This window comes from Natrialba chahannaoensis JCM 10990, assembly GCF_000337135.1.
Classification (GTDB): domain Archaea; phylum Halobacteriota; class Halobacteria; order Halobacteriales; family Natrialbaceae; genus Natrialba; species Natrialba chahannaoensis.
Map to the genome: position 1 here is coordinate 49558 of NZ_AOIN01000086.1, position 26905 is coordinate 76462.

Consider the following 26905-nt stretch of genomic DNA (forward strand, 5'->3'; position numbering starts at 1 on the left):
TGTTGCATACCTTCTCTGGATGTTGCACACTGTATTGATAGCAGACATATTGAGTTCATTCTACTGCATCGCCTCGTCAACCTGTACTGAGCGATCATCACCATCACGATCGATTCATATCCCGTTCGACATTCGCGTGCTGTATCTTACACAGTCTGGACGAGCTACCGAATTGTTATCAGAAGCGCTGTGACCGATATAGAGGGTGGATGGAGAGGGTGTCATAGAACAGTTCTCATACCAGAGAGCAGGGTGAACGCTGAGGTGGTATGAGCCCAGCGACCCTGCAAGAGAATCCTACGNCTCTCCTTCGAGTTTCTCGAAGAGTTCGACGTGTTCGCCCCGGCGGAGACGGGGCGAACACGAGATCACGAACCACCCGAGATGATGCGTGAGTTTCTGCACTGCTACTACAAGGATATCTACGGCATCCGTCCGGTTGCACGAGAACTGAACAACACAGTCGTCTGACTCAGCTGTGGCTTCGATCGACCGCCGTCGAGAGACGCGGTCGATCGCTCCCTCACTGATCTCGAACACGTCATCGACGAGATTTTCGACCACCTCGTCGAGCAGGCCGCCTTGCGGGGCCTGCTCGACTTGACCTACTCAATTGATTCGACATACGTGAGAGCAATGCCTGCCGATCCTGACGCATCAAAATACTATGATCCAACGGCTGAAGAGTACTACTACGGCTACGGCTGCACGATCGTTTCGACCGGGTCAAAGATCCCGATTACAGCGGAGTTCACCGAGAGCAAACAAGCACCAGAGGAGACGGCGATGCGCGTCACCCGTGACGCGCTCGCCGTCGCTAAACCGATGTGGATGCTTGGTGATAGCGCGTACGATACACTTGACTGGCACGACCACCTGCTGGCCGCAGGGATCGTGCCAGTCACCCCCTACAACCCACGCAACACTGATGAACCGAAGGACATCGAGTACAGGGCCGAAGACCGCATCGAGGAACACAGCGAAGACGTTCAGCTGAAGCAACCGACGCTAGACAAGACGTATAACCGCCGAATAGGCGTCGAACGAACCAACGAATCAGTCAAAGACTGCGGCCTCGGGCGTGTATTCGCCCGAGGCCGCGTCAAGAGCGAGACCCTAGAATGTACCACCGAAGGGTGTCCCGTTGATACCGTGTGTCGTGACCGAAGTGCAGCTGTGAGTATTGCCCAGCGAGTCAATTCCGGGGACATAAGCGAGGTGAGCAACCACGCAGATGATTGAAGACGTTGACCGCGACGTGTTCGTACGGACTCAGACCGATCTACTGGTGGCCGGCGACAGAACCATCACCCACTGACACGACGCCCGTAACGAGAATGACGAGGACGGCCCGTAGATGTACAACACATGATACGCGACGCACGTTCGGTGGTGGATATGTGCTCGTCTTTCAGCCCGGATAACCGTCAGGACTTGGCCTCTCAGCTAGTCGAGATACTCGATCAGTTCGATTCGGATCCCACCAGGCGCGACGAAGAACGCAATTCGTGAATCGCCGTACACCGTCGGCTCCATGACGATCTCGACATCGTCGTCTGACAGCGTCGCGATGGCGTCCTCGATACCGCCTTCGACGACGTAGCCGAAGTGCAAGAATCCAAGCGGCTGTTCGTCCACGAGGCCAGCCGCCTCGTAGGGAGCCTGGTCGAACAGGTACACGCGCTTGTCGGCAATCTCGAGGACAACTGCGTCGACAGCGAACTCGTCGTCCGACTCCGCTGCTCGACGCCGGTCGACGATATCTGCGTTCAGGTGCTCGCGGTAGAACGCTGCAGCAGTCTCCGGATCTTCGACTTTGATGGCGACATGGTAGAACGACTCGAGTGCCATAGCACCACCTGTCCGAGCGCCGGGATGAATGTTATTTCAGATCGTTGCCCTGTCAGGGCAGTCTGCGTGCCAATTGGGTCGCAACAGATCGAGTCGGTAGAGAGTGAGTGAGAGTGGGGAAAAGAAGGGATTAAACAGTGCGGTGATGCGACAGTCCGCCGACAGCGGTCACCGGACGACGACGACTGGCGTCGGAGACCGCCGGACGACCTTCTCTGCAACGCTGCCGAGCAACACCCGTGAAACGCCCTCGCGGCCATGACTTCCAATGACGATCGAGTCGTACCCGCCCTCTGCAGCCTGGCCAACGATCACATGCTCTGGCTCGCCGATGATCAGCTCGGTCTCGAGGTCTCGGTCCTGGTCTGCCGCCATCGCTGCGGCCTCGTCGAGGATCTCACGACCACGTTCCTTTACCCGTTCCGCGTTCGGAATTCTGTCTTCGGGCTCCTCGAAAGCCGCCCAGTAGCCCCGCGGTGCCAGAACCACGTACAGCGCGGTGAGGTCGGCATCGGGGAACGTCTCGAGGGCGTACTCGAGTGCCTTCTCCGAGGGCATCGAACCGTCGTACGGGAGGAGGATTTGCTCACTCATACGCGAGTGTACGCGGTGGAACACCATAGAGGATGAGCACCGCTCTCAGTGAGTGGGATCCGGTTGGGAAGTGACCTACTTCCGACTTCGCGTGACAAAGCGAGAAGAAGACCACACCAAGTATTGCAAAACTCGCCCAGGAAAGTGGCGCTGTTGTGCTGAATCGAAAGCGCAAACGAGCAGTGGTTTCGTGATTGGGACAGACATCGCACTGTAGCAGGGGATCATTTTATTTCGCACATCGGTGGAGATGTCGATGTGATGGGGCGAAACATCACTCGGCGAACCGTAGTACAGACACTCGGTGCGGCGGGAGCGATCGGCGTGCTCGGCGGCGTCTCTAGCGCTCAGGAGGATGAGAATGGCAACGGAGACAACGATGACGATGAGGAACGCCCCGCCGAAGACACCGATGTCGAAACGATCGCAGCCGATCCGACGGATATTCCGGACCCCGTCGACTGGGACGACCCCCAACGCCACGAGATCGACATCCACACCGAAGAACTCGTCGCGGAAATCGAGGACGGCGTCACCTACGATTTCATGACGTTCGGTGGCGAGATCCCCGGCCCGTTCATCCACGCTTGACAGGGTGATACGATTCACCTCACGTTCGACGTCCCGGACGATCTCAACGCCGACATCCACAACATTGACTTACACGCGGTGTACGGCCCCGGCGGCGCAGCAGCGGATACGACAATCCACCCGGAGACGGGCCGGTCGAGGTCGAGTTCCGACTCGAGTACCCTGGCGCGTTCTACTACCACTGTGCCCCCGGCGAACACAACGTTCACATCAGCAACGGGATGTTCGGTACGATTCTCGTCGAGCCAGAAGACGGTCTCCCCGAGGTCGATCGCGAACTCTACCTCGGCCAGCACGAACTCTACACCGATCGGGAGGCGGGCGAGGAGGGGCATCATCAGATCGATTACGACGCGATGGCATCGGAGGACCCGACCTACGTGCTTTTCAACGGCGAAGTGGGTCGCTTCACCGAAGACGGTGAGTACGGTCCGATTCAGGCCGAAACGGACGAAACGATACGCGTGTTCTGGTGTAACGGAGGTCCAAACCTGCTGAGCGGACCGCATCCGATCGGCAACGTCTGGTCACAGTGGTACGACTACGGCGATGTCGATTCCGAGCCAGTCAGCCACGTCGAGGGAGCCGCTCTCCCGGCGGGGACGACCGGTGTCGGCGTCATGGAGACACCAGTTCCCGGCCCGATCAAACTCGTCGATCACGCGCTTACTCGAGTCGTCCGAAAGGGACTGCTCGCTGAGATTGCAGTCGACGGCGAAGCGAATACTGAGATTTACAATCCAGATCCATGAGTACAGCCGAGAGGGAAGAAAGACGAGCGAGTGAAAAGACGAGAGGATGAAAAGATGAACGAGTTGGAGAAGGGCCGGCAAGCTTAGTCGGTGGCTTCGGCCTCAACTTCGGCTTCGGCGTCGGCCTCGGTTCGGGCTTCGGCTTCGGCCTCGGCCCCTGCCCCCGCCCCCGCTTCGGCTTTAGCTTCAGCTTCTGCAACAGAGTGTGCTGCAGACGCTGTGACATCACGAGTTTCGAGCCATTCCTCGGCGTCGAGCGCGGCCATACTTCCCGTTCCGGCGGCCGTAATCGCCTGTCGGTAGTCCGGGTCCATCACGTCACCGGCACCGAAGACGCCCTCGACAGCGGTCTCGGTCGTCATTCCCGGTTCGGTTCGGATGTAGCCCGCGTCGTCGAGTTCGACGGCCGTCTCCGTGAGGAACTCCGTGTTCGGGACGTGGCCGACACCGTAGAAGATGCCGCCGACATCGACGGTTTCGCGGCCGACTTCGCGACCCGACTCGAGTTGCCCCGTGGGATGGCCGTCGGGGTGGTGGACCAGCGTCGCACCGGTAACCCCGTCCTCCTGAGAACCGTGGATTTCGAGCAGTTCGGTGTTCCAGCGGAACTGGATCGCGTCGTGGTCGCGGGCACGCTGGGCCATGATGTCCGACGCGCGAAGCTCGTCGCGGCGGTGAACGACCGTCACGCTGTCGGCGAACTTCGCGAGGAAGAGCGCCTCTTCCATCGCCGAATCGCCGCCGCCGATGACGAGCACGTCGTCGCCGCGGTGGAACGCACCGTCACAGGTTGCACACGTCGAGAGCCCGTAGCCCATCAGGTCGTCCTCGCCGTCAGCGCCGACCCAGCGAGCGCTCGCGCCGGTCGCGACGATCAGGGCTCGCGTTCGAATCGTCTCGCCGCTTGCCAACTCGAGTGCGAACGGCTGCTCGGTGAGCGTGGCAGTCTCGACGACTCCGTGTGTGAATTCGGCACCGAAGCGCGTGGCCTGCTCTTTCCCGTTCTGGATGAGTTCCATCCCGCCGATTCCCTCGGGGAAGCCGAGGTAGTTCTCCACCTCGGTCGTCAGCGTCAGCTGGCCGCCGGGTTCGGGCCCCTCGAGGACGAGTGGCTCGAGGTCCGCGCGGGCGGTGTAGACGGCAGCCGAGAGGCCGGCGACGCCGGAGCCGACGATCACGACGTCTCGAACGGCAGTCTCAGTTACGGGCGTGTCCGTGCTCATTCAGTGTAGTTTTCGACGAGCGTCTGGAGTCTGTCAGCCGGCAGTGCACCGGTGTGCTGTTCGACCTGCTCACCGCCGGCGAAGAGGGCAAGCGTCGGAACGCCGCGGACGCCGTACGCGCCGGCGAGCTGCTGGTGTTGGTCGACGTCGACCTTCGCGATCGTTGCGGCTGTCTCTGCCGCAAGGTCGTCGAGGACCGGTTCGAGCATCTTGCACGGGCCACACCAATCTGCGAAGAAGTCCACGAGCACGACATCGTGCTCAGCGACGACATCGTCGAGATTATCTTTCCCGTCGATGTGAAGCGGTTCAGTCGGAGAGTGGGCCGCCGATCCGCTGTCGATATCAGTTGTCATCACGCCAGTCTATGGGCTGGCAGCGTTTAAAGGTTTTGTACAACTTGCACAATATAGGACACAATAGTAGCTACCACTGAGCGGCGACACAACGGAGTGGATACTCGAGTACCACTCGAAACGAGACGGGAAGGCTGTCCTTGGAAACGGCGTCATGGAGACGCGGGCGTGGCGAATTTACCCAGGAGGGGCGATAAGAGGTGATAGTGAGCTAGACAGGCGTCGGCACGTCCAACAGTAGTTCGAGTGATGCGGTAGTGTCTGAGAGAGGCAAGACAGGGGCGGTACAACTGGAGCTGGTTGCAAATACCGCAGTTGCTGGAGAGACCGCCAGATTAGACCGTCGAAGCGGTCAATCGTGTGGGTGGAACCGCTTGACTGCACGGTCGACAGCGGTTGTCTGCCCAAGGAACGTCACACGGTCGCCATCTCGTAGCTGGTGATCACCCGTCGGAACTTCGGTCGCGCCGTCCCGGTGGGTGAGCAGGCCGACAATAACACCATCGGGAATTTCAGCGTTAAGATCGGCGATCGTCTTCCCGACAAGGTCCGTCGCCGTCACCTCGATCTCCTGAACGTCACCGGTTCGGCCACGTTCGTTCATCCACGCCGACAGCGACGGCCGTTCGATGACGTTCTCGAGTGACCACGCCGTCGCCATCGACAGATCGATCGCGCTGACACCGAGCGATTCGAAGGCACCGACGTTGTCCGGCTGGCTGACCCGTGAGGCAACCGTTTCGACGTCGAACGTCGTCTTCGCGAGCTGGCAGACCAGCAGGTTGACGTCATCGTCGGGTGTGGTCGCGATGACCGTTTTCGCACTGTCAGCAGCCGCCGACTCGAGGACATCGGCGTCAGTGCCGTCGCCCTCGAGTGCGGTGAGCCCGCGTTTGCGGGCCTCCTTTACTGCGTCGGGGTCGTGATCGACGAGTAGTACGTTCTCTCCGTCCTGTTCGAGCCGTTCTGCGAGGGAGAGTCCGACTCGTCCCCCGCCGATGAGTATCGTGCGCATTGGTGAAACCTCGAGGTACTGTGCGAGCTGTCGTGCGAGGCCGGCCTGGAGGACGACCGTCGCGAAGATGATGAGAAAGACGGTGCCCGCGAGCAACTGCGCCTCCTGTGGCCGGCCGAGCGCCTGTAGTTCGACGGCGAACAACGTTGCGACGCTGGCTGGAATGATTCCCCGCGGGCCGACGGCGCTGAGGAACAGCCGCTCGGTATCGGTAAACCGCGCGGTAGTCGTCGAGAGATAGATGACGGCGGGTCGGAGCACCAGCGTGACTGCGACGACGATAGCGAGGCCAGCCAGCCCGAGCGCGCGGATGTCTGCGAAGTCGATCAACGCCGCTAGCGCGACGAAGACGAACGAGAGGACGACGACCGAGAGATCGTCAAGGAAGCCGATCACGTCCTCGTGATACGGGAGGTCGACGTTTCCGAGCACGAAACCGGCCATTGCAGCGGCAGCAATATCCGTCTCGCTGGCGATCGTTTCGGCCCCGGCGTAGGCAACGACGATCCCGGCCAGCACGATCAGGCGAGCGTGTAACGGCGCTGTGCAGGGCCGTGAGCCACCGTAGTCGAGGACCAGCCAGACGAGTCCGGCGATGATCGCACCGAACCCGAGGCCGATGAACAGCCGCAGGACAAAGTCACCGACGAGTGCGGCCGGCGTTCCGTTCCCGGCAATGAGGACCTCGAAGACGACGACGGCCAAAATCGCCGCCGTCACGTCGTTGAGAATACCCTCGCCCTCGAGTACCGCTGCGACGTGATCCCGCACGGTGACAACCTGGAGGATGGGACCGATCACTGTTGGCCCGGTCGCGATCAACAGCGCGCCGACCAGCAGGCCGACCTCGATACTGGTCTCGAGAAACACGACGACTGCGGCCGCAGTTCCGAGCCAGGTGATCGCAGCGCCGACGGTGACGAGCCGGAAGAGTGCCGTCGGGCTCTCGTGGAGTTTCGCGAGCCGGAGGTGGTAGCCGCCCTCGAAGAGGATAATCGCGACGCTCACGCCGACTATCGCCGAGAGGCCGCCGCCGAACGTCTCTCGAGAAACGAAGCCGAACACCTCGGGACCGATGGCAATCCCCGCGACGATCAGAAAGAGGACGCTCGGTATTCGAAGGCGATCCGCGAGGACGCGGGAGGCGACACCGAGGGCGAGCACGAGCGCAACGGTCGCGACGAGCATCACTGTCGAATCCGTCCGTCGATGGCGTCCGGATTAGTCGTGTCCGTACTGTACATCATCGAGTGCATCAGTCACCACTGTCAGGGTTTGGCTGCGTACTCGTCTCGTCCGCATTGATCGACGTGAACACCTGATAGAGGATCATCAAGGCGACGGCGAACGATGAACCGACGAGCAGGAGAACGCTCACCAGGTCGAGCGCGCCGGTTCCCAACCAGTTCGCGAGTTCGCTGAGGCCAATGCCGACGCTTGCGAACACCATCATCAGCCCGAAGTAGACGATCACCTCGTCTTCGTCGACGATCGTCGTCGCCGCCGAGCCGATTCTGGCACCGAGAGCACTGCCGACCAGGAGCAAGGAAACGACCGTCAGGTCGACGCTGCCGGACATGCCGTACGTGAAGGTCCCGAACGCACCCGAGAACAGCCCGGCGAACAGACTGGTCCCGACCGCGGCAGTGAGCGGCGTGCCGATCAGATAGTAGATCACAGGCATACGGATGAATCCACCACCGACGCCGATCAGCCCCGAGATGAGACCGACGCTACCGCCGGCACCCGTGATCGTCCACGCCGACGCGCGGCCACCCGAGGAGAGGGAGATCATCGGGGGAACAGTGTACGACTGGATCTTCTGCGCAATCGGAGGTATCTCTTCGTCATCGACAGTGTCCTCATCATCGACCGCCTCGTCCAGATCGTCATCCAGGTTGTACGCCCGGCGCAAGAACAGCGCCCCGATTCCCGCCAGCAAGACGACGTACGCGACGCCCGTGACGAGGTCAGCAATACCCAGCGCTTCGAGGCCGAACACGAGTCGACTTCCGAGCTCGATCCCCACCGAGAGGACGACGAACAGAATCGCACCAAGCTTGTAGTCGACCTGTCCGATATCGTAGTGCTTCAGGACGGCAATCACGGAGGTGCCGAAATAAAACGCCAGTCCGCTACCGATCGCGACTGATGCCGGATACTCGAGCAACAGCAGCGTCGGCGTGATCAGAAACGAACCGCCCATACCGAAGAATCCGAAGAGAACACCGACCATGAAGCCGAAGCTCACGAACAGCACCAGCAGTCCCAGACTGAGTCCCAGTATTTCCATTGATTATGCGTCCGTGATCGTTTCGAGGAGTGACATTGCAACCCGCTCGAGGACGCCGTAGCCGGCATAGAGGAAAACCGCCTGTGCGAAGATGGCGCCAACGAGGAGCGTGGCCTGTACTGGGCCCGAAAGGGCAGCGGACTCGATCATGCGTTTCGACCTCCGCTCGAGTTCGGTTGTGTGCGGATCATGGATTGCTACTCACTCATCACTACCCGAGTCTGGTGTATAACGCTTTTGGGAATATAGAACAATATTACTGCAAGATATGTAACGGCTATCCAATGGAGATATTCTCATACGTTATGAAGATATAGCTACCAGAGTTGACTGCTGCAGAACGTGTGGCGCGCCACGTCAGGCCCCGGACAGGAACGACAGTCAGTTATCGGTCAGACCGGTTGCCACAGCAGACACATCTGGCACGCAGACTAACCCTCCGTATTGTCCCACCCAAACAATATTATATCGTCAACACCTACATCCAGTATGAAAGCGGTACTCGCTACTGACCTCTCGGCTGCCAGCGAGGCAACCATCGAGAACGAAACCTGTCTCGCGTGTCTGGGCCGAATCGGCATCGAGGAGATGCACCTCGTGACGGTCATCCCGTCGAACGTCTACGCGGGCATGCCCGCGATCGACTTCGAGAAACGGCGTCGGAACGCGATTCGAAACTACGAGGGTGTTATCGAACGCGCTGGCTTCGATGTCGAGACACACGTGGTCCGCGGAACACCACACCGTCGAATCCGCGGAATCGCCGAAACGATCGGCGCGAGTCTGACGGTCGTCGGCTCGCGCGGGAAGAGCCCACTCGAGAACCGCGTTATTGGATCGACGGCGCGCAACCTCGCTCGAACGACCGAGACCCCGCTGCTCGTCAACCGAGTCGAGCGCGAGGCAGACGATCCGGCCGTCGTGAGACAACACCTCTTCCAGCGGATGTTGTACGCGACTGATTTCTCCGAAAACGCTGATCGCGCGTTCGAGGCGTTCTCGTACCTCCGGCACGCGGCGCAGGAGGCGACGCTCGTCCACGTCGAGACACCGAAAGATCCGGAACCCTCCGACGACGACCCCGACACACGACTCAGCGAACTGGCAGCGCAACTCGAAGAGTGGGGAATCGAGACACAGATCGAACGTCGCCAGGGAGACCCAGCTGACGAGATTCTCGCCGTCGAAGACGCCGTCGATCCGACGACGATTCTGGTTGGCTCGCGCGGCCATAGTCGGCTTCGGCGGCTCCTACTCGGAAGTGTCTCAGAAGACCTCGTCACGCAATCGAACGGAAACGTACTGCTCGTGCCACCGTCCTGACGCGAAGAGGGCTAACGCCACACACCTGTGTTGAACCCACGGCACAATAGTAACTGCTTGCGGCTGACGTAGTGACTTATCGGTGCAATACTGCCTCCGCAAAATACCTGTACTGACACACCGGAGCAACCGGTATTGATCAACAAGCACCGAGCAGCGATGATCACCAGTCCGCATTTGTCGCCGGTAGAGGGGACGTCAGATCTGCAGAGGACCGTATTAGGAAGGGGTTGTTTCGAGAAAGATGTCCGGCCCCAGTTTTTAGAATTGTGGGTAGTGCACAACTCTTTTGTACTGCCCCTGCCAACCCAGTATTGTATGTCAACAGAAATAGCGCGGCCGATGGAGTTCGATTACGACTGGGAGTACTCACCCCGAGTATCGGCATTGTTCGGCGCGTTCTCGCTCGTTGCAGTACTCGGCTGGCTCGTGACGGTCGTTCTAACGGCGATACACCTGTTTGCAATCCCCGCAATACCGGCTGACGCGTCGGTGCAGGGAAGCATCGAAGTGATCACCAGCCAATGGGCCTACGTCCTTGGGATTCCGCTCGCAACCCTGGGTGGATTCTACTATCTGACGACGATTGGGCTTGCACTCTGGTGGTTCGACACTCGACACCCGCTGCTCATCAAGATTCTGACGCCGATTACGGCAAGTGGCGTCGCCTTCTCGGCGTACTTCGTCTACCTGCAGCTGGGCGTCATCGGTGAAATCTGCCCGTTCTGTATGGTGTCCGCAGGGGCGACAGTCATCCTGTTTGCACTCGAGTTGGTGATTCTTCGGCAGAGTACGACGCCATCGCTGTCGAACATGGGGAGCGACCTTGGTCGGGTGCTCGAACAGACGAACTACGCGGTCGTGCTCGTTCCAGTGCTCATGGGACTGGTCACGCTCGCGGGGCTGTTCCTCGTGCCAATGCTTCCGCTGCCGGACGCCGTCCCGTTCGTCTGAACAGTTGCGTTTGGGGAATAATCATATAGCGTCGGCACACTCGTTCTCAGAACACGTTTGCGAATAAGCAGCGACGGCAGTGGTACCCAGACAGACCCCCTACACAATCGAGAACAGCCGGTCTTCGCGCTCCGCTGTGGCCAACTCGAAAGAAGCGTAGAACGATACTGGTGGTTGTGTGGGCCGTCGACTAGCCGATCGTCAGCACGCGATCGGACAAGGTGACGATCTCGAGAAGGTCCGACATCGTCGACACCGGACAGTACTCGCTTTCCTCGCTGTCTCGGATTTCGAGACACGTTCCACACGCCTGTAAGTCGCCGCCGGCATCGACGAACGCTTCCATCCGATCACGAACATCGAATTGTTCGGCTGTACTCTCCTCGGCCTCGACCCCTTCTCCCAGAAGGAACATCGAGACCTCGTGTCCGTCTGAAACCGCTGTGATCCCGAGGCGAAACGCGTTCCAGACCCGTTCTGGGTCTGCCGTCTCGAGAACGATTCCGATACTGTCGGCCGATGATTCAGACTGCTGTGAGTTCACGGAATTGTATTGTGCGTCCAATAATATAAACATCTCGCTCGCTCGAGCGAGAGGACAAACCAGACAGCATCGAGAGCGGCCGTCGATCAACTCGTCTGGATCGGTATGTCGCCGACCTGCGTCGACTCGTGGTACGTACAGATGTAGACGGACATCTCCTCGGATGCGACGACGCACTTGAGCGTCGTCTCCTCACCTTCCTCAGTGACGTCGTCGTTTTGATAATCATCAACGATTTCGTCGTCTTCGTCTCGAATCTCTACATTGTGCGTCATGCCGTCGGCATTGACCCACCTGAAGTCGTATTCGTTCCCCTCGATAAGCGTGATGGTCGGGTTATCTTCGCCGTCGATGACACTGGGTTCTAGCCCCGTCCATGCCTGAGTGCGGCCCTCGAAATAGAACTCGTCGACGTCCTCCCAGTCGTCGTCAGTTGCACCGTTCGCGTCGGGTTCATCTCCGTTCGGTTCTCCATCGTCGGTATCGTTTTCGTCGTTACACCCCGCAAGTGCTGTGACGACAAGTGCACCGCTTTACCGCCGGTTCACGTCAGCTGTTGAGAACCCCCAGCAATGCAACTAGCTGTGGACATCGCAGCTGCGGGCACTGAACCTCGAAAAGTGTTGCCTCTCCGCCGTCCAGAGCCGCTCCTCGCTACCGCAATACACACATACACACGACAGCACACAACAGCACTCGACAGCACTCGACAGTTCGCTGCAGTATGCAGCGGACCGAATCACACCAGCAGCTGAATATCGGACTCAGCCATATGCTGCAGTGCAGTTGCCGCACCGACGCCGGTCGTGACGCCGTCGTAGAAGTCGTCTTCGTCGTAGTCCATCAATTCAACCGTCATCTGGCACGCCTGCAGATCCACACCGGTCTCGAGTGAGAGATCGATCAGTTCCTCGATGGTCGCGGTTCCGTTCTCGTCGATCTTCTTCTCCATCATTCGCGTCGCCATGCGGTCCATACCAGGGATCGCAGCGAGTGCGTTCGGCATCGGCATGTTAGGGTTTCCAACAGCACTCAGTTTGAGGTTCTTCGATTTCTTCTCGTGGAGGATATCGAGCCCCCAGAACGTGTGGAAGACGACGACATCCCAGCCGAAGGCAGCGGCCGTGCTCCCAAGGATCAGCGGCGGGTACGCCATGTCGAAACTACCCTGGGTAGCAACGATCGTCAGCTTCTGTTGCTCGTTGCCGTCGTCCAGTTCGCTCAGAGACGCTTCGAGCTCGTCGACTCGCTCGCGAAGTGCCTGCAGTTCGGCGGCGTCGGACGCAGGGTCGGCATCGTCCGCTGACGGCGTTGGGTTGTCCGTACTCATGTTATTCCGTTTTCTTGACGTAGTGAGTGTAGAGATCGTCGTCCTCGACCTGATCGAGGAGTTCGACCCCACTGGTCCCAGCCGCCCAGCCCTGAATGTCGCTCATACTGCCAGAGTCAGTCGCGACAACTTCGAGAAGATCGCCGCTCTCGAGATCGTCGATGGCCTGTTTGGTTTTGACGATAGGCATTGGGCAGGACTGTCCTTTCACGTCGAGTGTCTCAGTCGCATCGTATTCCGAGCTCATAGTTGATATCTGTGCTCTATATTGGAGCTACCCCACAATACTGACCGTGTGTATAAAAGGATATCGGTTATTGTGCAGATAGAGAACATCCGCAGAGTCCTCACAGAGTTATTCTGCCGTTGAGAGAGCACCACACGAGCACACGTATGATTTACCACGGATTGTCGAAAGACACTGTATTGTGCAGTTTGGGGAAAACCATACGAAGTCTTAAGTGGATACGACCGATACTGGGATGTGTACACCATGGATGAGATGGACTTTCCAACGCCGGATGTCGAGATCGAGTCGGTGACGCCAGCTAAGTTGAAAGCACGTATCGACGCGAACGAGGGCGTCACACTCCTTGATGCTCGAATGGAAACAGATTACGACAAGTGGAAGATCGACGGCGAGAGCGTCGAGTCGATTAACGTCCCGTACTTCAACTTCCTCAACGAGGAGATCGATGACGACATCCTTGCACAGATACCGGGTGATCAGGCAATCACGGTCCTCTGTGCAAAAGGCGGTGCCAGCGAGTTCGTCGCTGGCTCCCTCAAAGAAGCGGGCTACAACGTGGACCATCTCGAAGACGGGATGAACGGCTGGGCGCGCATCTACGAGGCCGTCGAAGTCGAGCACTATGACGGCACGGGGACGCTTCTCCAGTACCAGCGCCCCTCCTCGGGTTGTCTCGGCTACCTCCTCCACGACGGCGACGAAGCAGCCGTCATCGACCCACTACGCGCGTTCACTGACCGCTATCTTCAGGACGCCGACGAACTCGGCGTCGACCTGCAATACGCGATCGACACGCACATCCACGCGGATCACATCTCGGGCGTTCGAAACCTCGGCGCAGAAGGCGTCGAAGCCGTCATCCCTGCAGCCGCAGTCGACCGCGGCGTCACCTACGCCGACGATGTAACGGTGGCCGACGACGGCGACGAGTTCCACGTCGGTGACGCCACCATCGAAACCGTCTCCACGCCCGGCCACACGTCCGGAATGACATCGTACCTGATCGACGGTGAACTACTTGCGACCGGCGACGGCCTGTTCATCGAGAGCGTTGCCCGCCCCGACCTCGAAGAAGGCGACGAGGGTGCCGAAGATGCCGCCAAACAGCTCTACGAGTCCCTGCAAGAGCGCGTGCTCTCGCTCCACGACGAGACACTCGTCGGCGGCGCTCACGTCAGTGATTCGGCTGTGCCCGCCGAGGACGGTACCTACACCGCACCAATCGGCCAACTCGAGGACAACATGGCTGCCCTGACGATGGACGAAGACGACTTCGTCGAGGTGATCCTCTCGGATATGCCGCCTCGTCCGGCCAACTACGAGCAGATCATCGCGACAAATCTCGGCCAGCAAGAGACCGGCGACGAGGAGGCGTTCGAACTCGAGCTCGGCCCAAACAACTGCGCCGCCAGCCAGGAGTCGCTGGCCGGTGACTAACTCCCTCATCCACCAGTCGAATGGTAACTGAACTCGAACTCTTCGCACCCGCGCTGTACGAGTCGTTGTTTCCCGCCGGCATCAGCCGGTACGCCGTCGGTGGGCTCCTCGTCGGACTCGGTGCCGTCGGTATCTACCTCGGCACCGGCATTTCGGCCGGCGCGAGTACGTTCCTCGAATCGACGCTATCGTACGTCTCTGACCAGTCGCGATTCCAACGATACATCTCCTCGCGGGACTGGCGCGTCGTCTTCACGCTCGGGATCATCGCGGGCGCGTTCGTCTATGCGGTGACGTTTCAGTCGGGAGTCGTCTCGAGTGGCCTCTACGAGTCAGGAGCGACGGGCCAAGTATACGATGTCGGCGGGATCACCCTCTGGCTGACTGACGTGCAGCCGTGGCGGCTGTTCCTCGGCGGGATTCTGGTCGGGATTGGCACCCGGATCGGCAAGGGCTGTACGTCGGGCCACGGCGTCTGTGGCGTCGGCTCAGCGTCGAAGACGTCGATCGTCGGCGTGATCACCTTCCTGACCGTCGCGATTGGGACGGCACAGGTCGTAATGGCGCTGGGGGTGAGTCCGTAGAATGACGCAGAAACGCCATCCGCTGTTCATACCCTTGATCTTCGTCGGCGGCCTGATCTTCGGCTTCGGCCTTGGCTTCAGCCACATGGCTCGCCCGGAAGTCGTCCTGAACTTCCTGCAGTTCGAAGACTTCGGGCTGCTGTTCGTCATGGGCGGCGCGGCGGTCGTCACCGGCATCGCCTTCGCGCTAGTGCCCCGACTATTCGACCGCGCACCGCTGACAGGCAACATCTACGGCCGACGGCTGAAAGCCTTCGACCGCAACGTCCTGATCGGGGGCACAATCTTCGGCGTCGGCTGGGGACTCTCCGGCATCTGTCCCGGTGCAGCCTACGCCAGCCTCGGCGTCGGCAACGTCACCATCCTGTGGGCACTCGCCGGCATGTTCGTCGGTGCCTACATGCAGGGCTATTGGCGCAGCCAGCGTGCTCGCACGAAGACACAAGCAACGAACACAGACTAACGCCAGATCGTGGCATACTGCGTTCGTCACCTCGTCTAGGCTTCCAAAACGCTGGGAGACCCCGTCTCGGTTTAAGTATCACTCGTCGGATTGCATAGTCATGGCAACCGCTTCGAGCAACCGGACTGACGCTGCCGGCAACGCAGCCTTCAGACACCACTACGAGTCACTTCTCTGGGACAGTATGGATCGGCTGGGGATTACGGAGAGCACCGAGCGCAAGATGATGGCAGCGGTTGTGTTACAATTCCTCTCGACAATCGCCGTGTTCGCACTCCCACTCGTATTTCTCGGGCCCGGAGAGGCGTTTGCCGTCTTCCCGACGACACAAATCGTACTCACTGCAATCGTCTTTCTACTGGCGATTATCGCGTTCGTGAACACGATGCTCATCGCGAGGAAAGATATTATTCGGCCACTACAAGAGATGCAGAGCGTCGCTACCGATATTGCAAGTGGCGATCTACACACACAGCCCACCACTACCGACCAGTCTGACGAAGTAGGCAAACTGCAAGAATCAATCGTCGAGATGCACGCGTACCTCACGACCGTCGCCGACCAGGCAAATGCGCTTGCTCGCGAAGAATTCTCTGCAGACGTGCTCACGACGGACGTTCCCGGCGAGTTCGGCGAGTCGCTCGAACAGATGCGAACCGGACTCGAGGAGCGAATTACTGCACTCGAGAAGCGCCGAGCAGAAATCGACCAGCAACGACAGGAAGTCGAACGGCAAAACACGATGCTCGAAGCAGACGCCAAGCGGTGTCAGGCGGTGTTAGAACAGTGTGCCAACGGGGATTTCACACACCGGGTGACGATCGAGAGCGATCACGAGGCAATGGTCGAAATCGGGAACGGGCTGAACACCATGCTGGACGATGTCGCTGGCACGCTCGAGAACATCCAGAAAATGGCAGACGAGGTCGATCAGGTTGGTGCGGAGGTCTCTGCGAGTGTCTCCGAAATGGAACAGGCAAGCACGGAGGTCAGCCACTCTGCAGACGAAATATCGGCTGCGACAGACGAACAAAACAACCGCTTCGAAGCGGTCCTCGCTGAAATGACCGATCTATCCGCGACGATCGAAGAGATTGCCTCGACGGCAGACGGCGTCGCGGAACTGTCTGATCAGGCGGCCACAAATGCACGAGCTGGGCGCGAAACGGCAAGCGATGCGATCGAGGCACTCGAGCGAATCGAGCAGCAGACGAAGACGATTGGAGACCGGATCAAAACGCTCGACGAGGAGCTCACCGAAGTGACAGAAATCGTGACGCTCATCGACGAGATTGCAGAAGAGACGAATCTGCTCGCCGTCAATGCGTCAATTGAAGCAGCACGTGCAACCGATGACGGAAAACGATTTGCCGTCGTCGCCCAGGAAGTGAAATCGCTGTCTGCCGAAACCGGAACCGCAACCGAGGAAGTCGACGAAATTGTCACTGACGTACAGGCGTCAGCACAGGACGCCGTTCAGGAGATCCGGGCGATGCAACAGGCAGTCACCGACGGTGCAGAAACGATCGAGGAAAGTCTCGAAATCCTCGAAGCGATCGCTGACAGTGTCCAGAATGCAAACGACGGCGTACAATCGATCAACAGCGCAACGGCCGAGCAGTCCAACACCAGCCAACAGGTCGTCGCCATGGTCGATAATGCAACCGACCAAAGCAAACGAACACTCAGAGAGACCAGTAGCGTTGCAGCAGCCGCCGAGGAGCAAACAGCAACAGTTTCAGAAATCGCTGGGGCCACTCACTCACTCTCCGACACCGCCACCGAACTGAACGAACAACTCGAGTCGTTCACAGTCGGGTGAGGCAACTGAGCAATCGGCACTGCGAGCGTGAATCAGCTTCTTGGCGAATACGTTCGGAGGAAACGGGACCGTTGCAGCACGAAATAACTATAGTAACAACTGAAACTGTTTACACATCAATCGCATAGCCTCCGTGCAATTAGGTGTGTACTGACTTTCAGTGGCTACTATAGGTAGCGGCAGAACCGATCGTCTCGAGAGCAACGTGTGTGACGACGACGCTGTACCGGGCGGCTGTGTAGTATCCGGAGAGGTGTGAACGAAGAAGTTGTCGCCAACGACGACGAGCGTGCTGTTTGGCTTCTTCTTTGCCGTTGGTGTACTCGTCAAACCTGCGGCTGGCACGGCGTACGACAGAATTGGCATGCGAATCGCGCTGATCGGCATTCTGACGCCAGCCGTGGCTGGCTTTCTCCTGTTGCCGTTCGTCGATAGTGGCTGGCTGCTCGTCGGGATCACAGCGTTGATCAGCACGATACTCGGAACCGGGCGGTCACCCAGTCGTCCCTCGCAAACTCGTTCTCCAAAGAGATGCAAGGCTCTGGGCACAGCATCGTCCGGACGGTCTCTGCGTCGCTGGCCGCTGCAGGACCCGTGATATTCGGCGTGATCGGCGACAACGGCTACTTCGATCAGGAAGACATCGCCCTGGCCGTGACCATGGCAGTCGTGATCGCACTCACGTTCTGGATACCAGTGAATCAGACGCTGAGACCGCCTACCGTTGACAGGACACCGATCCGAACCGTTCTATTGACAAGAACGTCCGATTTCCCATATCGTCGGTCGTATGATATTTGCTGTTGTCGCATAGAATAATGGGTCGTGAACGCCTCTCCAGCAGTATTTCAGTTTCACTCCGGTTTGGGAGGATATATACCACTCACGCTGGTAGAGAAAGCTACTACCCGCCTCCATGCTCTCTACATACCTCGACCATCTGGTTGCTGCCGTTCGAGAAGATAACACAATCTACGAGTGCCGACACTGTGGTGTCTCCATCGACGACGATGATGTGACGACATGTTCGGCATGCGGATCTACGGAAGTTGCACGGTACGAACTCGAGTGAGTGTCGAACTCGTTTGAAACAGGGCGGCGGTCCAAGATCGTCCTAAGTGTCTCACAGTGACCGGACAACTGGTCGATAGGCAGTAATCGATAGTTGGTGGCTGATAGACGATAGACGATAGTCGATAGCTGATAATTGGGAAGCGATAGTCCACCAAAGAAAAAAGACGATACCCACAGCCGCTGTTCCGGCGCTTCCTACAGGTTGGTGACCGTGTTCAGAGCGTTGATTCGACCAGCTCCAAACTCGGGGCTGCTGCGTCCCGGAACGAGTTCCGCACCATGCGCGATCGCGTTCTCGACCTGGTTCGCGTGTGCATCGGGCTCGAGTTCGCGCACGAGCCCGACCAGTCCCGCAACCTGCGGAGCAGCCATCGACGTGCCGGCCTTCCAGCCGTAGGTCCCGTCTGGCTCGGTCGAGAAGACCAGATCATCGGGAACGGCAGTCTCCTCGAGTGTCGCCCGGCCACCACCGGGTGCGCCGACCGCAATCTCACTTGTCCCGTAGTTCGAGTAGAACGAGAGGTTGTCGCTCGGGCCGCTCGCCGAAATCGTCAGCACACCCTGGACGGTCCCCGGCAGGTAGAACAGACCACCCCGCTGAAGATCGGTCGCGGCGTTGCCCGCAGAGACTGTCGACACCGTTCCACGGCGGGCGACATCTTGCATCACCTTTTGAACAGCGACTCGAGTACCGTCGCTGTTGGCCTCTGGTGGGAACGGACCCGCACCGAGACTGTAGTTTGCGACGTCGGCACTGATCTCGGCGGTGTAGTCCACCGCGGCGAGAATGTCTGCGAACGTACTGCTGTCTTCCCCGAGGACGCGAACGGAGATGAGTTCGGCGTCAGGTGCGGTTCCGGTGACCCCCTCTGCACCGGTTGCAGCTGCGGTGCCGGCGACGTGCGTGCCGTGGTCACCGGTGTCACCGATGTGGTCATCTTTTTCGCCACCGTCGACGAACGAGACGCTCAACTCTTCGTTAAAGTTACCCTCCAGATCCGGATGTGTTCCGTCGACACCGGTGTCGGCGATGACGATTCGCGTTCCTGCACCGGTCGCGTAGTCGTGAGCCGCAAAGGTATCCGTAATCTCCTTGTCCCACTGATTCTCGGTAAGGTCGGCGTCGCCAGTCGTCTGTGGCTCTGCCTCCGAAATCGGTCCGTCGTGGTCGACCTCAAAGTTTTCCGTGACGCCACTGACACCCGAAACGGAGCGCAAGTCGTCCACAGCGCCGTCGTCTGCTGAGACGATAAACACGGATTTGTTCGCGAGTTCGCGCGTGATCGTTGCACCTACGTTCTCGAGGCGCGAGCGTCTTCCCCCGGTGACGACGTACGTTGACGACGACTGCGCGCTGCCAGTCCCAATCATCCCAAGCGTCAGGCCCGTTGCTGTGATTCCCCGTAGTACCCGCCGGCGTGTCTGTCGTTGGTGTGCCATACCACCTCAACCATAAGCAATCATTTATTATAATATCTGATGGTTTTCTCAGAGATGAGAATTAGATCAGATCGTTGCAAGCGGAATCATAAGCAAGACACCAAGTGTGACGCCAGCAGCGAGTTCTGGCTTTCCACCACGCGGGAGTTGCTCGCCGATCGAGAGCGCTTCCGGGACGAATTCGGTAAGAACCAGATAGATCATCGCACCCGCGGCGAAACCGAAGCCAACCGCGAGAAACCCCCGTGCCGTCTGGACGAACGCGAAGGCGATGACCGCACCAACCGGCTGTGGGAGGCTCGAGAAGACTGCCCACCAGACGAGTTTCCAGTTGGTGACACCCATCGTTCGCAGCGGGATGGAGATCGCGGTTCCCTCTGGGATGTTGTGAATCGAAATCGCGATCGTCATGAAAACAGCGAGCAGCGGCACGGAAAATCCGAGAATCGAAAGCCCGCCCGCGAGTCCGAGGTCGGCAAACGCGACACCGACCGCGATCCCCTCCGGGAAGCTGTGTACCGTCAACACCCCGAGGATGAGCACGAGTTTGGTGAAATCGGCCTGCTCGTACTCTCGCGGATCGATCTCAGCGTCGAGCAGGACGTCCCGTGCAACGACGACCAGTATCACGCCGGCTGCGGCACCGAGAGTGACCTCGACGACGGTTCCCTCGGCCAACCCCTCGTCGAGGAGACCAAAAACAGACGCCGAGAGCATGATTCCCGACGAGAATCCCCACAGGAGAACGGTTCGGCGGTCGCTGATCTCGTCGAAAAAGAAAAACGGGAGTGCACCGAGGCCGGTGGCGAGGGCCGTCACGAGTCCGGCGAAAAAGACCAGCGCGAGCTGTTCGACCAACACCATCTGGACAGTACCTATCGACGGGCACCAACAAAGTACCAGTGCCAACGTAGTGGCTGTGTAGTCGTCGCTTCAGACAGGTGGACGGTGGACCGTTGACAACAGAGTCGGTAGTGGACATACCACTGGTGCAGTCTGTTCAGGGCTGTCACCAGAGCGATACGACTCGTCGGACTTTGCCAAGCAAGATTGCACAACACTCACACAACCCTTATACGCACACGAGCCATAGACGTACTATCAACATGTCCAACTCATTATCTGAACAACTCCAGCAGGATATGCAGTGTGAAGGGCTGTTAGAGTGTATCCACGGCCTGAAGCAACTGGACAAGGAGTGCTTTCGCGCAATGGTCGAAAGTGAAGAGCCCCTGACGATCGACGAAGTCGCAGAACGTGTCGACCGCGAGCGGTCGACTGCCTACCGCTCGATTCAGCGCCTCCTCCAGAGCGGCTTCATCCAGAAAGAGCAGATCAACTACGATCAAGGCGGCTACTACCACGTCTACTACCCAACCGACCCGGACCAGATTGCAAGCGATATGCAGCGGATGCTGAACGACTGGTACGCCAAGATGGGCCAACTCATCCAGGAGTTCGAAGACAAGTACGACGAAACGAGCGCCGGCGCTCCAGCACAGAGCTGAGTGGGAACAGCGCAACACCGCTGCAACTCGCTACAGGGAAGTGCGACACGAACGATGTGAACGCTGAGTTCAGGCAGTCATTCAAGAGTGTGACAACGAGACGAATTTCTACTCGAGTACCCTCTCGCCACAACCCTTCGTCTCCCGTCGGGTATTCGTCCAGAAACCGTCGCTCTTCGTTGTAGGACGATTCGTACGTGCGCTACGACGGAACAGGTGAGTCACCTGACCAGTATATTTAATAACGGCCGGAAGGTTATATTGGGTAGAATGAGCAATACTACTATCGGCCCAGCCGACGTCTCGCGGCGTCTCCAGACCGACGACTCCGCGCCGCTGTTCGTCCTTGACGTCAGGAACGAGGCCGAGTACGACGAGTGGCGGATCGAGGGGAGCACCAACCTCCCGATCTACAACGAGTTACTCGAGTACGATTACTCGACACTCGAGTCGCACGTAGACGAGTTGCCTGAAGAGACGGAGATTGCGGTCATGTGTGTCGCGGGGATAACGTCGGCGCGAGCGGCAGAGTTCCTTCGGACGCATGGTTTTAACGCGAAGTCGGTCGCGGATGGGATGAACGGGTGGGGCCGCGTCCACCGCCAGTACGAGGTCGAGTGTGTCGACGGTGTTGTCCAGATCGTTCGCCCGGGAACGGGCTGTCTCTCGTATCTCGTTCACGATGACGGAGACGCCGTCGTTGTCGATCCGAGCCAGTACATCGACAAGTATCTGAGTGCGGCCGACGAGCGCGGGCTGACGATTGTCGGCGTCGCGGATACACATGCCCACGCTGACCACGTCTCAGGTGCGCGACAGCTCGCCGGTGAACTCGATGTCCCGTACTATCTCCACGAAGCTGATACGGGCGCACTCGACAGCGTTACGGAACTCGGAGATGGGGAGTTAATTGCCGTCGGCGAACGCGACCTGGACGTGATCTACACGCCGGGGCACACGCCAGGCAGCGTCTCGTTCGCGTTCGGTAACACGCTGCTCAGCGGCGACACGCTGTTCCTCCGCAGCGTCGGCCGGCCAGACCTCGAAGACAGTGCGGAGGATGCCGTCCGAACGGCTGCGAGCCAGTTGTTCGACAGCCTCGAGCGCGTGACGGAATTCGACGACGACCGAGTTGTGCTGCCTGGCCACTTCAGCGACGAGTCAATCAGGCCACTGGCAACTGACCTCGGTGAGCTGCGAGCCGCGACGACGAACGAACTGCTGAGTTACGTCGACGCCGGCGACGAGGACGCATTCGTCGAGACGATCGTCGACAGTCTAGCCGACGAACCGGCGAACTACAACGAGATCAAGCAGATCAACTGGGGCACCGAACAGCCTGACGGCGATGTCGAGGAACTCGAACTCGGGCCGAACAACTGCGCTGCGAACTGACAGGCGACTGAACGCATTAATTGCATGGGACTGTGGGCCTGCTATAGAACAGTGTTTGAAGGACGGGCGACACTGTATTCCCTCCCTGCTCGCGCCGTCGGGCGTCGTCAGAAATCGTCGATTTCTGACTGCTACTCAGAACGCTTTGCGTTCTGATGACGCTCGCTGAGGAAGGGGGTTCTTAACGCCTCAATTCAGCTAACTACACAGCGTGTATCGGGTCGCTCCAACAATTTGAATGAGATAACTGACTATAGCTTGATTACTCGGTCGTACGTAAGTATAGAACACCTATTGTGAATAGCACTCATGATTCTGTCTCTTCAGGTTGTCTCGTTACTACGGCGAATCGAAACACGAGTCGCAAACCCACTGTTCCGGTCGCTTCTCCGGTCACGTTTCCACTGGATTGTGAGTGACTGGCTCGCGCTTGTCTCGTACGTCGGTCGCCACAGCGGACAGCGATATACATTCCCAGTAGCGTACCATCAACTCAACGGTGCAATCATTGCTATGACCCCAAAACGAGAGACCAACTGGTGGCGAAATTTTCAGAAATCTCGTGAGTGTCGCGTGTGGCTCCGTGGGAAAGAATACACCGCAATGGGAGAACTCGCTGACGACGAACGTGATTCATTGATCGCTGGATACGTCGAGACTCACGGACTGCTCGGACGTATCCTTGGAGTTGGTACTGCTCCTGCGGAGCATCCCCACCGACCTGCTGAATCTAACCACGACATAGCGGTTGTTCGATTCGTTCCTGATCATCGAACCCCATGACCTCCCGCTGAGACAGTCACTTTTCGAAGACATCTAGAATCACGGATGCAGCGGTTTGATGTCGGGGAATGAGCGGCTCGCTACCTGGCGACGCGACCGACTCCACCGTACATCGGCGAAGCGCTGGAGTTGATAACACACAGCGACCGCACCAGTCACTCAACGGACAGACGCCAGCGGAGGTACTAAACTAGACAGTGCCCAATAGTGTGACCCATACGTCAACTGGTAAAGACAGCGTGCAACATCCAGAGGATGAGTTTAGCAGGCGAAACTAGGTCTGCAACATAGATGATGCGCTCTTCGTAAAGATACAGATACGCGGTTAGGGTCTCACTTGACGGATTCGCGTGACCGAGGGCGTGTCCTCGGATTCGCAACGACTCGGATCAGTCATCGGCCGGCGACGGCCCCGTCGGTGCGGCAGAAACCGGTTCGTCTAGCATCTCTTGCAGGTCTATTTTGGGCTCGTTGATCGGCTGAAGCCCAAACTCGGCGTTGAGCATCTCGACGATGTCAGGGGTAAGGAACTCGGGGACTGTCGGGCCGAGGCGGATATCTTCGACACCGAGACTGAGCAGGCCGAGTAAGACGGCGATGGCCTTCTGTTCGAACCACGAGAGGACGACGCTCAGCGGGAGTTCATTGACCTCGCAGTCGAAGGCGTCGGCTAGTTCTAACGCGATCTTCACCGTTGAGATCGAGTTGTTACACTGGCCGAGGTCGACGTACCGCGGGATCTCGGTGCCGGGAACGGTTCCCATCTCGAGGTCATTGAACCGGAACTTGCCACACGAGGTCGTCATGACGACGCAATCCTCGGGAATCGCTTTGACCAGTTCGCGGTAGTAGTCACGTCCGGGCGTTGGACCATCACAGCCCGCGACGACGAAGAAGTGACGCAGTTTGCCCGATTCAGCGGCGTCGACGATTTCATCGAGCTGATCGAGCACCGGTTCGTGGTGGAAGCCGGTCGTTACAGTGCCATCTTGCTCCCAGTCGACCGCCGGCAGCGATTTCGCCTTCTCGATGACCGGCTCGAAGTCGTAGCCGTCGAGCGATTCGACGCCCTCCAGCCCAGCGAGGCCGGTTGTGAAAAACCGGTCGCGGTACTCCTCGCGGGGCGGCTGGACACAGTTGGTCGTCCCGATGATCGCGCCGGGGAAGTCTGCGAAGAGGACGCGCTGGTCATGCCACGCACCGCCGACGTTACCCTTCAGGCTGTCGTATTTCGCGAGTTCGGGGTAGCCGTGGGCGGGCAGCATCTCGGAGTGTGTATAGACATTGATCTCTTCGCCAACCTCCTCGAGTTGCTCAAGTAGCTGTTGCAGCCCGTAGAGGTCGTGGCCCGTTATCAGGATGGAGTTTCCTTTGACGTTGTTCTGCGAGACGTCGGTCGGCTCCGGAACGCCGAGTTCCTGTGTGTGGGCCCTGTCGAGCAGTTCCATCACGTCAACGGCGGCGTCACCGGCTCGCATCGCGAGGTCGACGTGGTCGTCCATGCTGAAGTTGACGTTCGTCAGCGTCGAGTACAGCGCCTCGTGGACGAGACCGTCGACATCGGGGTCGCGATAGCCCATGTCCCGCGCATGAGTCGCATACGCTGAGATTCCCTTCAGTCCGTAGATGACGAGTTCCTGCATTCCGTTGAGGTCAGGTTCCTTACCACAGACGCCAACAGTCGTACAGCCACCTTCGGGAGTCTGCTCACACTGATTACAGTCCATAGCCGACAGACGTGGAGCGATAAAGATAACCCCCCGAAGGCTTCCCATCGTGCGGTAACCTACGGGAAGGCGTTCGCCCGAGGACTTATCTGTACCCGTCATGCTGCTATAGTAACACCTGCAACTAGTTACACACTGATCGCACGTTCGCGGTTCTCGCTCAGTTCACTCGCTCCGAACCGCGCTGCCGTCGTGNCACACTGATCGCACGTTCGCGGTTCTCGCTCAGTTCACTCGCTCCGAACCGCGCTGCCGTCGTGCGATCAGGTGCGCAGTGACTTGCAGCGGCTACTATAGTGTACGAACTGTTCAAGCCATTCTCTAACGCTGGCTCGATACCCACCCACGAATTGTGGAAGCAGTCAACTCGCATCTTCAGCATATGAAACCATGTTTCGATCAGGTTTCTCTACGGGGTTAGGTGACCGCACAAGCCTAATCGAAAAACGCGGACGTTCGAGGAGTCCGTGTCATGCGTTCTCCGAGTGCCCGTTGAATCGTGCTGTTGAGTGGCTGACCCTTGCCGAAGGTGACATCGGTCACACGCTTCGATTTCTAGTAACTTGATTCGACAATTCGAGACAGTACCATCCCGTCCTACACGGGCGAAACGTAGCCCGATATTCGGGCGTCGTGGTCCCAGTAGTCCGGGTAGAAGTCGAAGTCCCGGTACTTTGCTGAGTACTTGAACTTGCCGTGGCCGAGCACCCGGTACTGTGCTGGTGGTTCGACGCCCATGCTGACGAAGCAATCGCGGATTTGGCAGACGAGGGTGTGGCCGACGTGTCGACGGAACTGTGCTCGGGTGAAACCCATCGGGAGCGTCTCGATCCGGGCGTCTGGCTCGCGGTTGATCGGATCTTCGCCCTCGATGGTTTTGTAGCCGTCCGGCTCACTGTACATCGTATCAATCCCTGAACTCTCCTCGATAGTTAGGTCCGTAAAGGAAATATCAGGGTCGAACTCGTCGTCAGTCTGGTCAGTTCCACCGCCAATGAGTGACCGAGCTTTGGCGACGAGTCCCTGGCCTTGGGCGTCGACGAGTTCCTGAATGGTGTCTTCGCCGAGGACCTCAACCGCCGGGCGCTGCAGTTGCTCCTGAATGGCGTCGAGATCCTCCGACAGGTAGATATTTTGCTTGTAGACGATGAACTCCTCGTTGTAGACCTCGTTCGGAATGTCGAGGACCGGGGTGAGATCAGCCCGCTCATGGCTGGCCATCTGCTCGTACAGCGTCCCGAAGTACTCGTCAAACTGCTCGTCCTCGAGGTCGAGGACAGCCATCAGGGCAGCCGCGATGCGGTCGGGGTTGTCGGGATTCGGGACGGTGTCGTAGCCTTTCTCGCGGTAGACGTGCCACCGAGCGAAGCGGCGGGCCTGGGAGACGCTTTCGTCTTCCGCGAACGTCCGTTCTTCTGGAGCAGGATACTCTTCTTGACCATGCTCTTGGACCGTTCCGTCTGGTTCGATTGCTAGAGCATGTTCGACGCCACTATTATCGTATACTTGGATCGCTCTTCTGTAGGAGATTGTTGATACTGGTCAGTTGTCGCTGTGGAATCGAAGAGAGCAAGGACACCGCGTCAGCGGTGTCCG

The 26905-nt window shown here is 58.8% G+C and carries 23 protein-coding genes and 3 pseudogenes; 11 read left to right on the forward strand and 15 right to left on the reverse strand.

Annotated features, from left to right (window positions below; translation table 11 throughout):
* Nucleotides 1-269 precede the first annotated feature (269 nt).
* Nucleotides 270-1104: pseudogene (locus C482_RS15795) on the forward strand (transposase); the annotation flags it as partial.
* A 342-nt stretch (nt 1105-1446) separates the two neighbouring features.
* Here the strand turns inward: C482_RS15795 and C482_RS15800 are convergent.
* Both C482_RS15800 and C482_RS15805 read right to left on the reverse strand, forming a co-directional pair.
* Complete coding sequence (locus tag C482_RS15800) at nt 1447-1851, reverse strand: VOC family protein (RefSeq protein ID WP_006168727.1); 405 nt, start codon at nt 1849-1851, stop codon at nt 1447-1449.
* 168 nt (nt 1852-2019) lie between these two features.
* Entirely contained in the window at nt 2020-2445 is a 426-nt protein-coding gene (locus C482_RS15805; RefSeq protein WP_006168728.1) for a universal stress protein, read from the reverse strand.
* Between the two features lie 261 nt (nt 2446-2706).
* Here C482_RS15805 and nirK point away from each other — a divergent pair.
* Nucleotides 2707-3788: pseudogene (gene nirK, locus C482_RS22880) on the forward strand (copper-containing nitrite reductase).
* An 83-nt stretch (nt 3789-3871) separates the two neighbouring features.
* On the opposite strand, the gene C482_RS15815 reads toward nirK, so the two are convergent.
* The 5 genes from C482_RS15815 to C482_RS21865 form a co-directional block, all read right to left on the reverse strand.
* Nucleotides 3872-5011 carry an NAD(P)/FAD-dependent oxidoreductase gene (locus tag C482_RS15815; RefSeq protein ID WP_006168729.1) on the reverse strand — a complete coding sequence of 380 codons (1140 nt, stop codon included), beginning with the start codon at nt 5009-5011 and terminating at the stop codon, nt 3872-3874.
* On the reverse strand, nt 5008-5367 hold the full coding sequence (gene trxA, locus C482_RS15820) for a thioredoxin (RefSeq protein WP_006168730.1): 360 nt from the start codon (nt 5365-5367) through the stop codon (nt 5008-5010). Before trxA ends, C482_RS15815 begins: the two co-directional genes overlap by 4 nt.
* Nucleotides 5368-5719: 352 nt before the next feature.
* Nucleotides 5720-7570 carry a cation:proton antiporter domain-containing protein gene (locus tag C482_RS15825; RefSeq protein WP_006168731.1) on the reverse strand — a complete coding sequence of 617 codons (1851 nt, stop codon included), beginning with the start codon at nt 7568-7570 and terminating at the stop codon, nt 5720-5722.
* A 67-nt stretch (nt 7571-7637) separates the two neighbouring features.
* Complete coding sequence (locus C482_RS15830) at nt 7638-8675, reverse strand: sulfite exporter TauE/SafE family protein (RefSeq protein ID WP_006168732.1); 1038 nt, start codon at nt 8673-8675, stop codon at nt 7638-7640.
* A 3-nt stretch (nt 8676-8678) separates the two neighbouring features.
* Complete coding sequence (locus tag C482_RS21865; protein ID WP_006168733.1) at nt 8679-8825, reverse strand: DUF7512 family protein; 147 nt, start codon at nt 8823-8825, stop codon at nt 8679-8681.
* Between the two features lie 339 nt (nt 8826-9164).
* Between C482_RS21865 and C482_RS15835 the strand changes: the two genes are divergently transcribed.
* Both C482_RS15835 and C482_RS15840 read left to right on the forward strand, forming a co-directional pair.
* Nucleotides 9165-9998, forward strand: coding sequence for a universal stress protein (locus C482_RS15835; protein ID WP_006168734.1), 834 nt, complete (start codon nt 9165-9167; stop codon nt 9996-9998).
* A gap of 318 nt (nt 9999-10316) precedes the next feature.
* Nucleotides 10317-10952: a vitamin K epoxide reductase family protein gene (locus C482_RS15840; protein ID WP_193787758.1), complete on the forward strand. Its 636-nt coding sequence runs from the start codon at nt 10317-10319 to the stop codon at nt 10950-10952.
* Between the two features lie 190 nt (nt 10953-11142).
* Here the strand turns inward: C482_RS15840 and C482_RS15845 are convergent, their stop codons facing one another.
* The 4 genes from C482_RS15845 to C482_RS15860 all read right to left on the reverse strand — a co-directional run bounded on the left by C482_RS15845 (nt 11143) and on the right by C482_RS15860 (nt 13073).
* Nucleotides 11143-11496 (reverse strand): DsrE family protein, encoded by a 354-nt coding sequence (locus tag C482_RS15845; RefSeq protein WP_006168736.1) that lies wholly within the window; start codon nt 11494-11496, stop codon nt 11143-11145.
* A gap of 86 nt (nt 11497-11582) precedes the next feature.
* A complete protein-coding gene (locus C482_RS22760) occupies nt 11583-11771 on the reverse strand; it encodes a hypothetical protein (RefSeq protein WP_006168737.1) in 189 nt (62 codons plus the stop codon).
* 464 nt (nt 11772-12235) lie between these two features.
* Nucleotides 12236-12826 (reverse strand): DsrE/DsrF/DrsH-like family protein, encoded by a 591-nt coding sequence (locus tag C482_RS15855; protein WP_006168738.1) that lies wholly within the window; start codon nt 12824-12826, stop codon nt 12236-12238.
* A gap of 1 nt (nt 12827) precedes the next feature.
* Nucleotides 12828-13073 carry a sulfurtransferase TusA family protein gene (locus tag C482_RS15860; RefSeq protein ID WP_006168739.1) on the reverse strand — a complete coding sequence of 82 codons (246 nt, stop codon included), beginning with the start codon at nt 13071-13073 and terminating at the stop codon, nt 12828-12830.
* A 246-nt stretch (nt 13074-13319) separates the two neighbouring features.
* On the opposite strand from C482_RS15860, the gene C482_RS15865 reads away from it, so the two are divergent.
* From C482_RS15865 to C482_RS22475, 5 genes and pseudogenes are all read left to right on the forward strand, one after another.
* Nucleotides 13320-14513, forward strand: coding sequence for an MBL fold metallo-hydrolase (locus C482_RS15865; protein WP_006168740.1), 1194 nt, complete (start codon nt 13320-13322; stop codon nt 14511-14513).
* 20 nt (nt 14514-14533) lie between these two features.
* Nucleotides 14534-15097, forward strand: coding sequence for a YeeE/YedE family protein (locus tag C482_RS15870; protein WP_006168741.1), 564 nt, complete (start codon nt 14534-14536; stop codon nt 15095-15097).
* A 1-nt stretch (nt 15098) separates the two neighbouring features.
* Complete coding sequence (locus C482_RS15875) at nt 15099-15560, forward strand: YeeE/YedE family protein (protein WP_006168742.1); 462 nt, start codon at nt 15099-15101, stop codon at nt 15558-15560.
* Between the two features lie 100 nt (nt 15561-15660).
* Nucleotides 15661-17382, forward strand: coding sequence for a methyl-accepting chemotaxis protein (locus tag C482_RS15880; protein ID WP_006168743.1), 1722 nt, complete (start codon nt 15661-15663; stop codon nt 17380-17382).
* Between the two features lie 262 nt (nt 17383-17644).
* Nucleotides 17645-18078 (forward strand): annotated as a pseudogene (locus tag C482_RS22475) (MFS transporter); the annotation flags it as partial.
* 573 nt (nt 18079-18651) lie between these two features.
* Here C482_RS22475 and C482_RS15885 read toward each other — a convergent pair.
* Entirely contained in the window at nt 18652-19896 is a 1245-nt protein-coding gene (locus C482_RS15885; RefSeq protein ID WP_083858639.1) for a S8 family peptidase, read from the reverse strand.
* A 66-nt stretch (nt 19897-19962) separates the two neighbouring features.
* Nucleotides 19963-20760: a ZIP family metal transporter gene (locus C482_RS15890; RefSeq protein ID WP_006168747.1), complete on the reverse strand. Its 798-nt coding sequence runs from the start codon at nt 20758-20760 to the stop codon at nt 19963-19965.
* 242 nt (nt 20761-21002) lie between these two features.
* Here C482_RS15890 and C482_RS15895 point away from each other — a divergent pair, with 242 nt between their 5' ends.
* Together C482_RS15895 and C482_RS15900 are read left to right on the forward strand one after the other, a co-directional pair.
* Nucleotides 21003-21404 carry a helix-turn-helix domain-containing protein gene (locus C482_RS15895; RefSeq protein WP_006168748.1) on the forward strand — a complete coding sequence of 134 codons (402 nt, stop codon included), beginning with the start codon at nt 21003-21005 and terminating at the stop codon, nt 21402-21404.
* Between the two features lie 270 nt (nt 21405-21674).
* Nucleotides 21675-22799 (forward strand): MBL fold metallo-hydrolase, encoded by a 1125-nt coding sequence (locus tag C482_RS15900; RefSeq protein WP_006168749.1) that lies wholly within the window; start codon nt 21675-21677, stop codon nt 22797-22799.
* Nucleotides 22800-23971: 1172 nt separating this feature from the next.
* Here the strand turns inward: C482_RS15900 and hcp are convergent.
* Together hcp and C482_RS15910 are read right to left on the reverse strand one after the other, a co-directional pair.
* Entirely contained in the window at nt 23972-25309 is a 1338-nt protein-coding gene (gene hcp / locus C482_RS15905; RefSeq protein ID WP_006168751.1) for a hydroxylamine reductase, read from the reverse strand.
* A 597-nt stretch (nt 25310-25906) separates the two neighbouring features.
* A complete protein-coding gene (locus tag C482_RS15910) occupies nt 25907-26779 on the reverse strand; it encodes a hypothetical protein (RefSeq protein WP_193787760.1) in 873 nt (290 codons plus the stop codon).
* Nucleotides 26780-26905: the final 126 nt, after the last annotated feature.

What these genes read in the sequence shown, in the direction of transcription:
- C482_RS15800 (WP_006168727.1), bottom strand. Translation starts at nt 1,851, where the DNA reads ATGGCACTCGAGTCGTTCTACCATGTCGCCATCAAAGTCGAAGATCCG.
- C482_RS15805 (WP_006168728.1), bottom strand. Translation starts at nt 2,445, where the DNA reads ATGAGTGAGCAAATCCTCCTCCCGTACGACGGTTCGATGCCCTCGGAG.
- C482_RS15815 (WP_006168729.1), bottom strand. Translation starts at nt 5,011, where the DNA reads ATGAGCACGGACACGCCCGTAACTGAGACTGCCGTTCGAGACGTCGTG.
- trxA (WP_006168730.1), bottom strand. Translation starts at nt 5,367, where the DNA reads ATGACAACTGATATCGACAGCGGATCGGCGGCCCACTCTCCGACTGAA.
- C482_RS15825 (WP_006168731.1), bottom strand. Translation starts at nt 7,570, where the DNA reads ATGCTCGTCGCGACCGTTGCGCTCGTGCTCGCCCTCGGTGTCGCCTCC.
- C482_RS15830 (WP_006168732.1), bottom strand. Translation starts at nt 8,675, where the DNA reads ATGGAAATACTGGGACTCAGTCTGGGACTGCTGGTGCTGTTCGTGAGC.
- C482_RS21865 (WP_006168733.1), bottom strand. Translation starts at nt 8,825, where the DNA reads ATGATCGAGTCCGCTGCCCTTTCGGGCCCAGTACAGGCCACGCTCCTC.
- C482_RS15835 (WP_006168734.1), top strand. Translation starts at nt 9,165, where the DNA reads ATGAAAGCGGTACTCGCTACTGACCTCTCGGCTGCCAGCGAGGCAACC.
- C482_RS15840 (WP_193787758.1), top strand. Translation starts at nt 10,317, where the DNA reads ATGTCAACAGAAATAGCGCGGCCGATGGAGTTCGATTACGACTGGGAG.
- C482_RS22760 (WP_006168737.1), bottom strand. Translation starts at nt 11,771, where the DNA reads ATGACGCACAATGTAGAGATTCGAGACGAAGACGACGAAATCGTTGAT.
- C482_RS15855 (WP_006168738.1), bottom strand. Translation starts at nt 12,826, where the DNA reads ATGAGTACGGACAACCCAACGCCGTCAGCGGACGATGCCGACCCTGCG.
- C482_RS15860 (WP_006168739.1), bottom strand. Translation starts at nt 13,073, where the DNA reads ATGAGCTCGGAATACGATGCGACTGAGACACTCGACGTGAAAGGACAG.
- C482_RS15865 (WP_006168740.1), top strand. Translation starts at nt 13,320, where the DNA reads ATGGATGAGATGGACTTTCCAACGCCGGATGTCGAGATCGAGTCGGTG.
- C482_RS15870 (WP_006168741.1), top strand. Translation starts at nt 14,534, where the DNA reads ATGGTAACTGAACTCGAACTCTTCGCACCCGCGCTGTACGAGTCGTTG.
- C482_RS15875 (WP_006168742.1), top strand. Translation starts at nt 15,099, where the DNA reads ATGACGCAGAAACGCCATCCGCTGTTCATACCCTTGATCTTCGTCGGC.
- C482_RS15880 (WP_006168743.1), top strand. Translation starts at nt 15,661, where the DNA reads ATGGCAACCGCTTCGAGCAACCGGACTGACGCTGCCGGCAACGCAGCC.
- C482_RS15885 (WP_083858639.1), bottom strand. Translation starts at nt 19,896, where the DNA reads ATGGCACACCAACGACAGACACGCCGGCGGGTACTACGGGGAATCACA.
- C482_RS15890 (WP_006168747.1), bottom strand. Translation starts at nt 20,760, where the DNA reads ATGGTGTTGGTCGAACAGCTCGCGCTGGTCTTTTTCGCCGGACTCGTG.
- C482_RS15895 (WP_006168748.1), top strand. Translation starts at nt 21,003, where the DNA reads ATGTCCAACTCATTATCTGAACAACTCCAGCAGGATATGCAGTGTGAA.
- C482_RS15900 (WP_006168749.1), top strand. Translation starts at nt 21,675, where the DNA reads ATGAGCAATACTACTATCGGCCCAGCCGACGTCTCGCGGCGTCTCCAG.
- hcp (WP_006168751.1), bottom strand. Translation starts at nt 25,309, where the DNA reads ATGGACTGTAATCAGTGTGAGCAGACTCCCGAAGGTGGCTGTACGACT.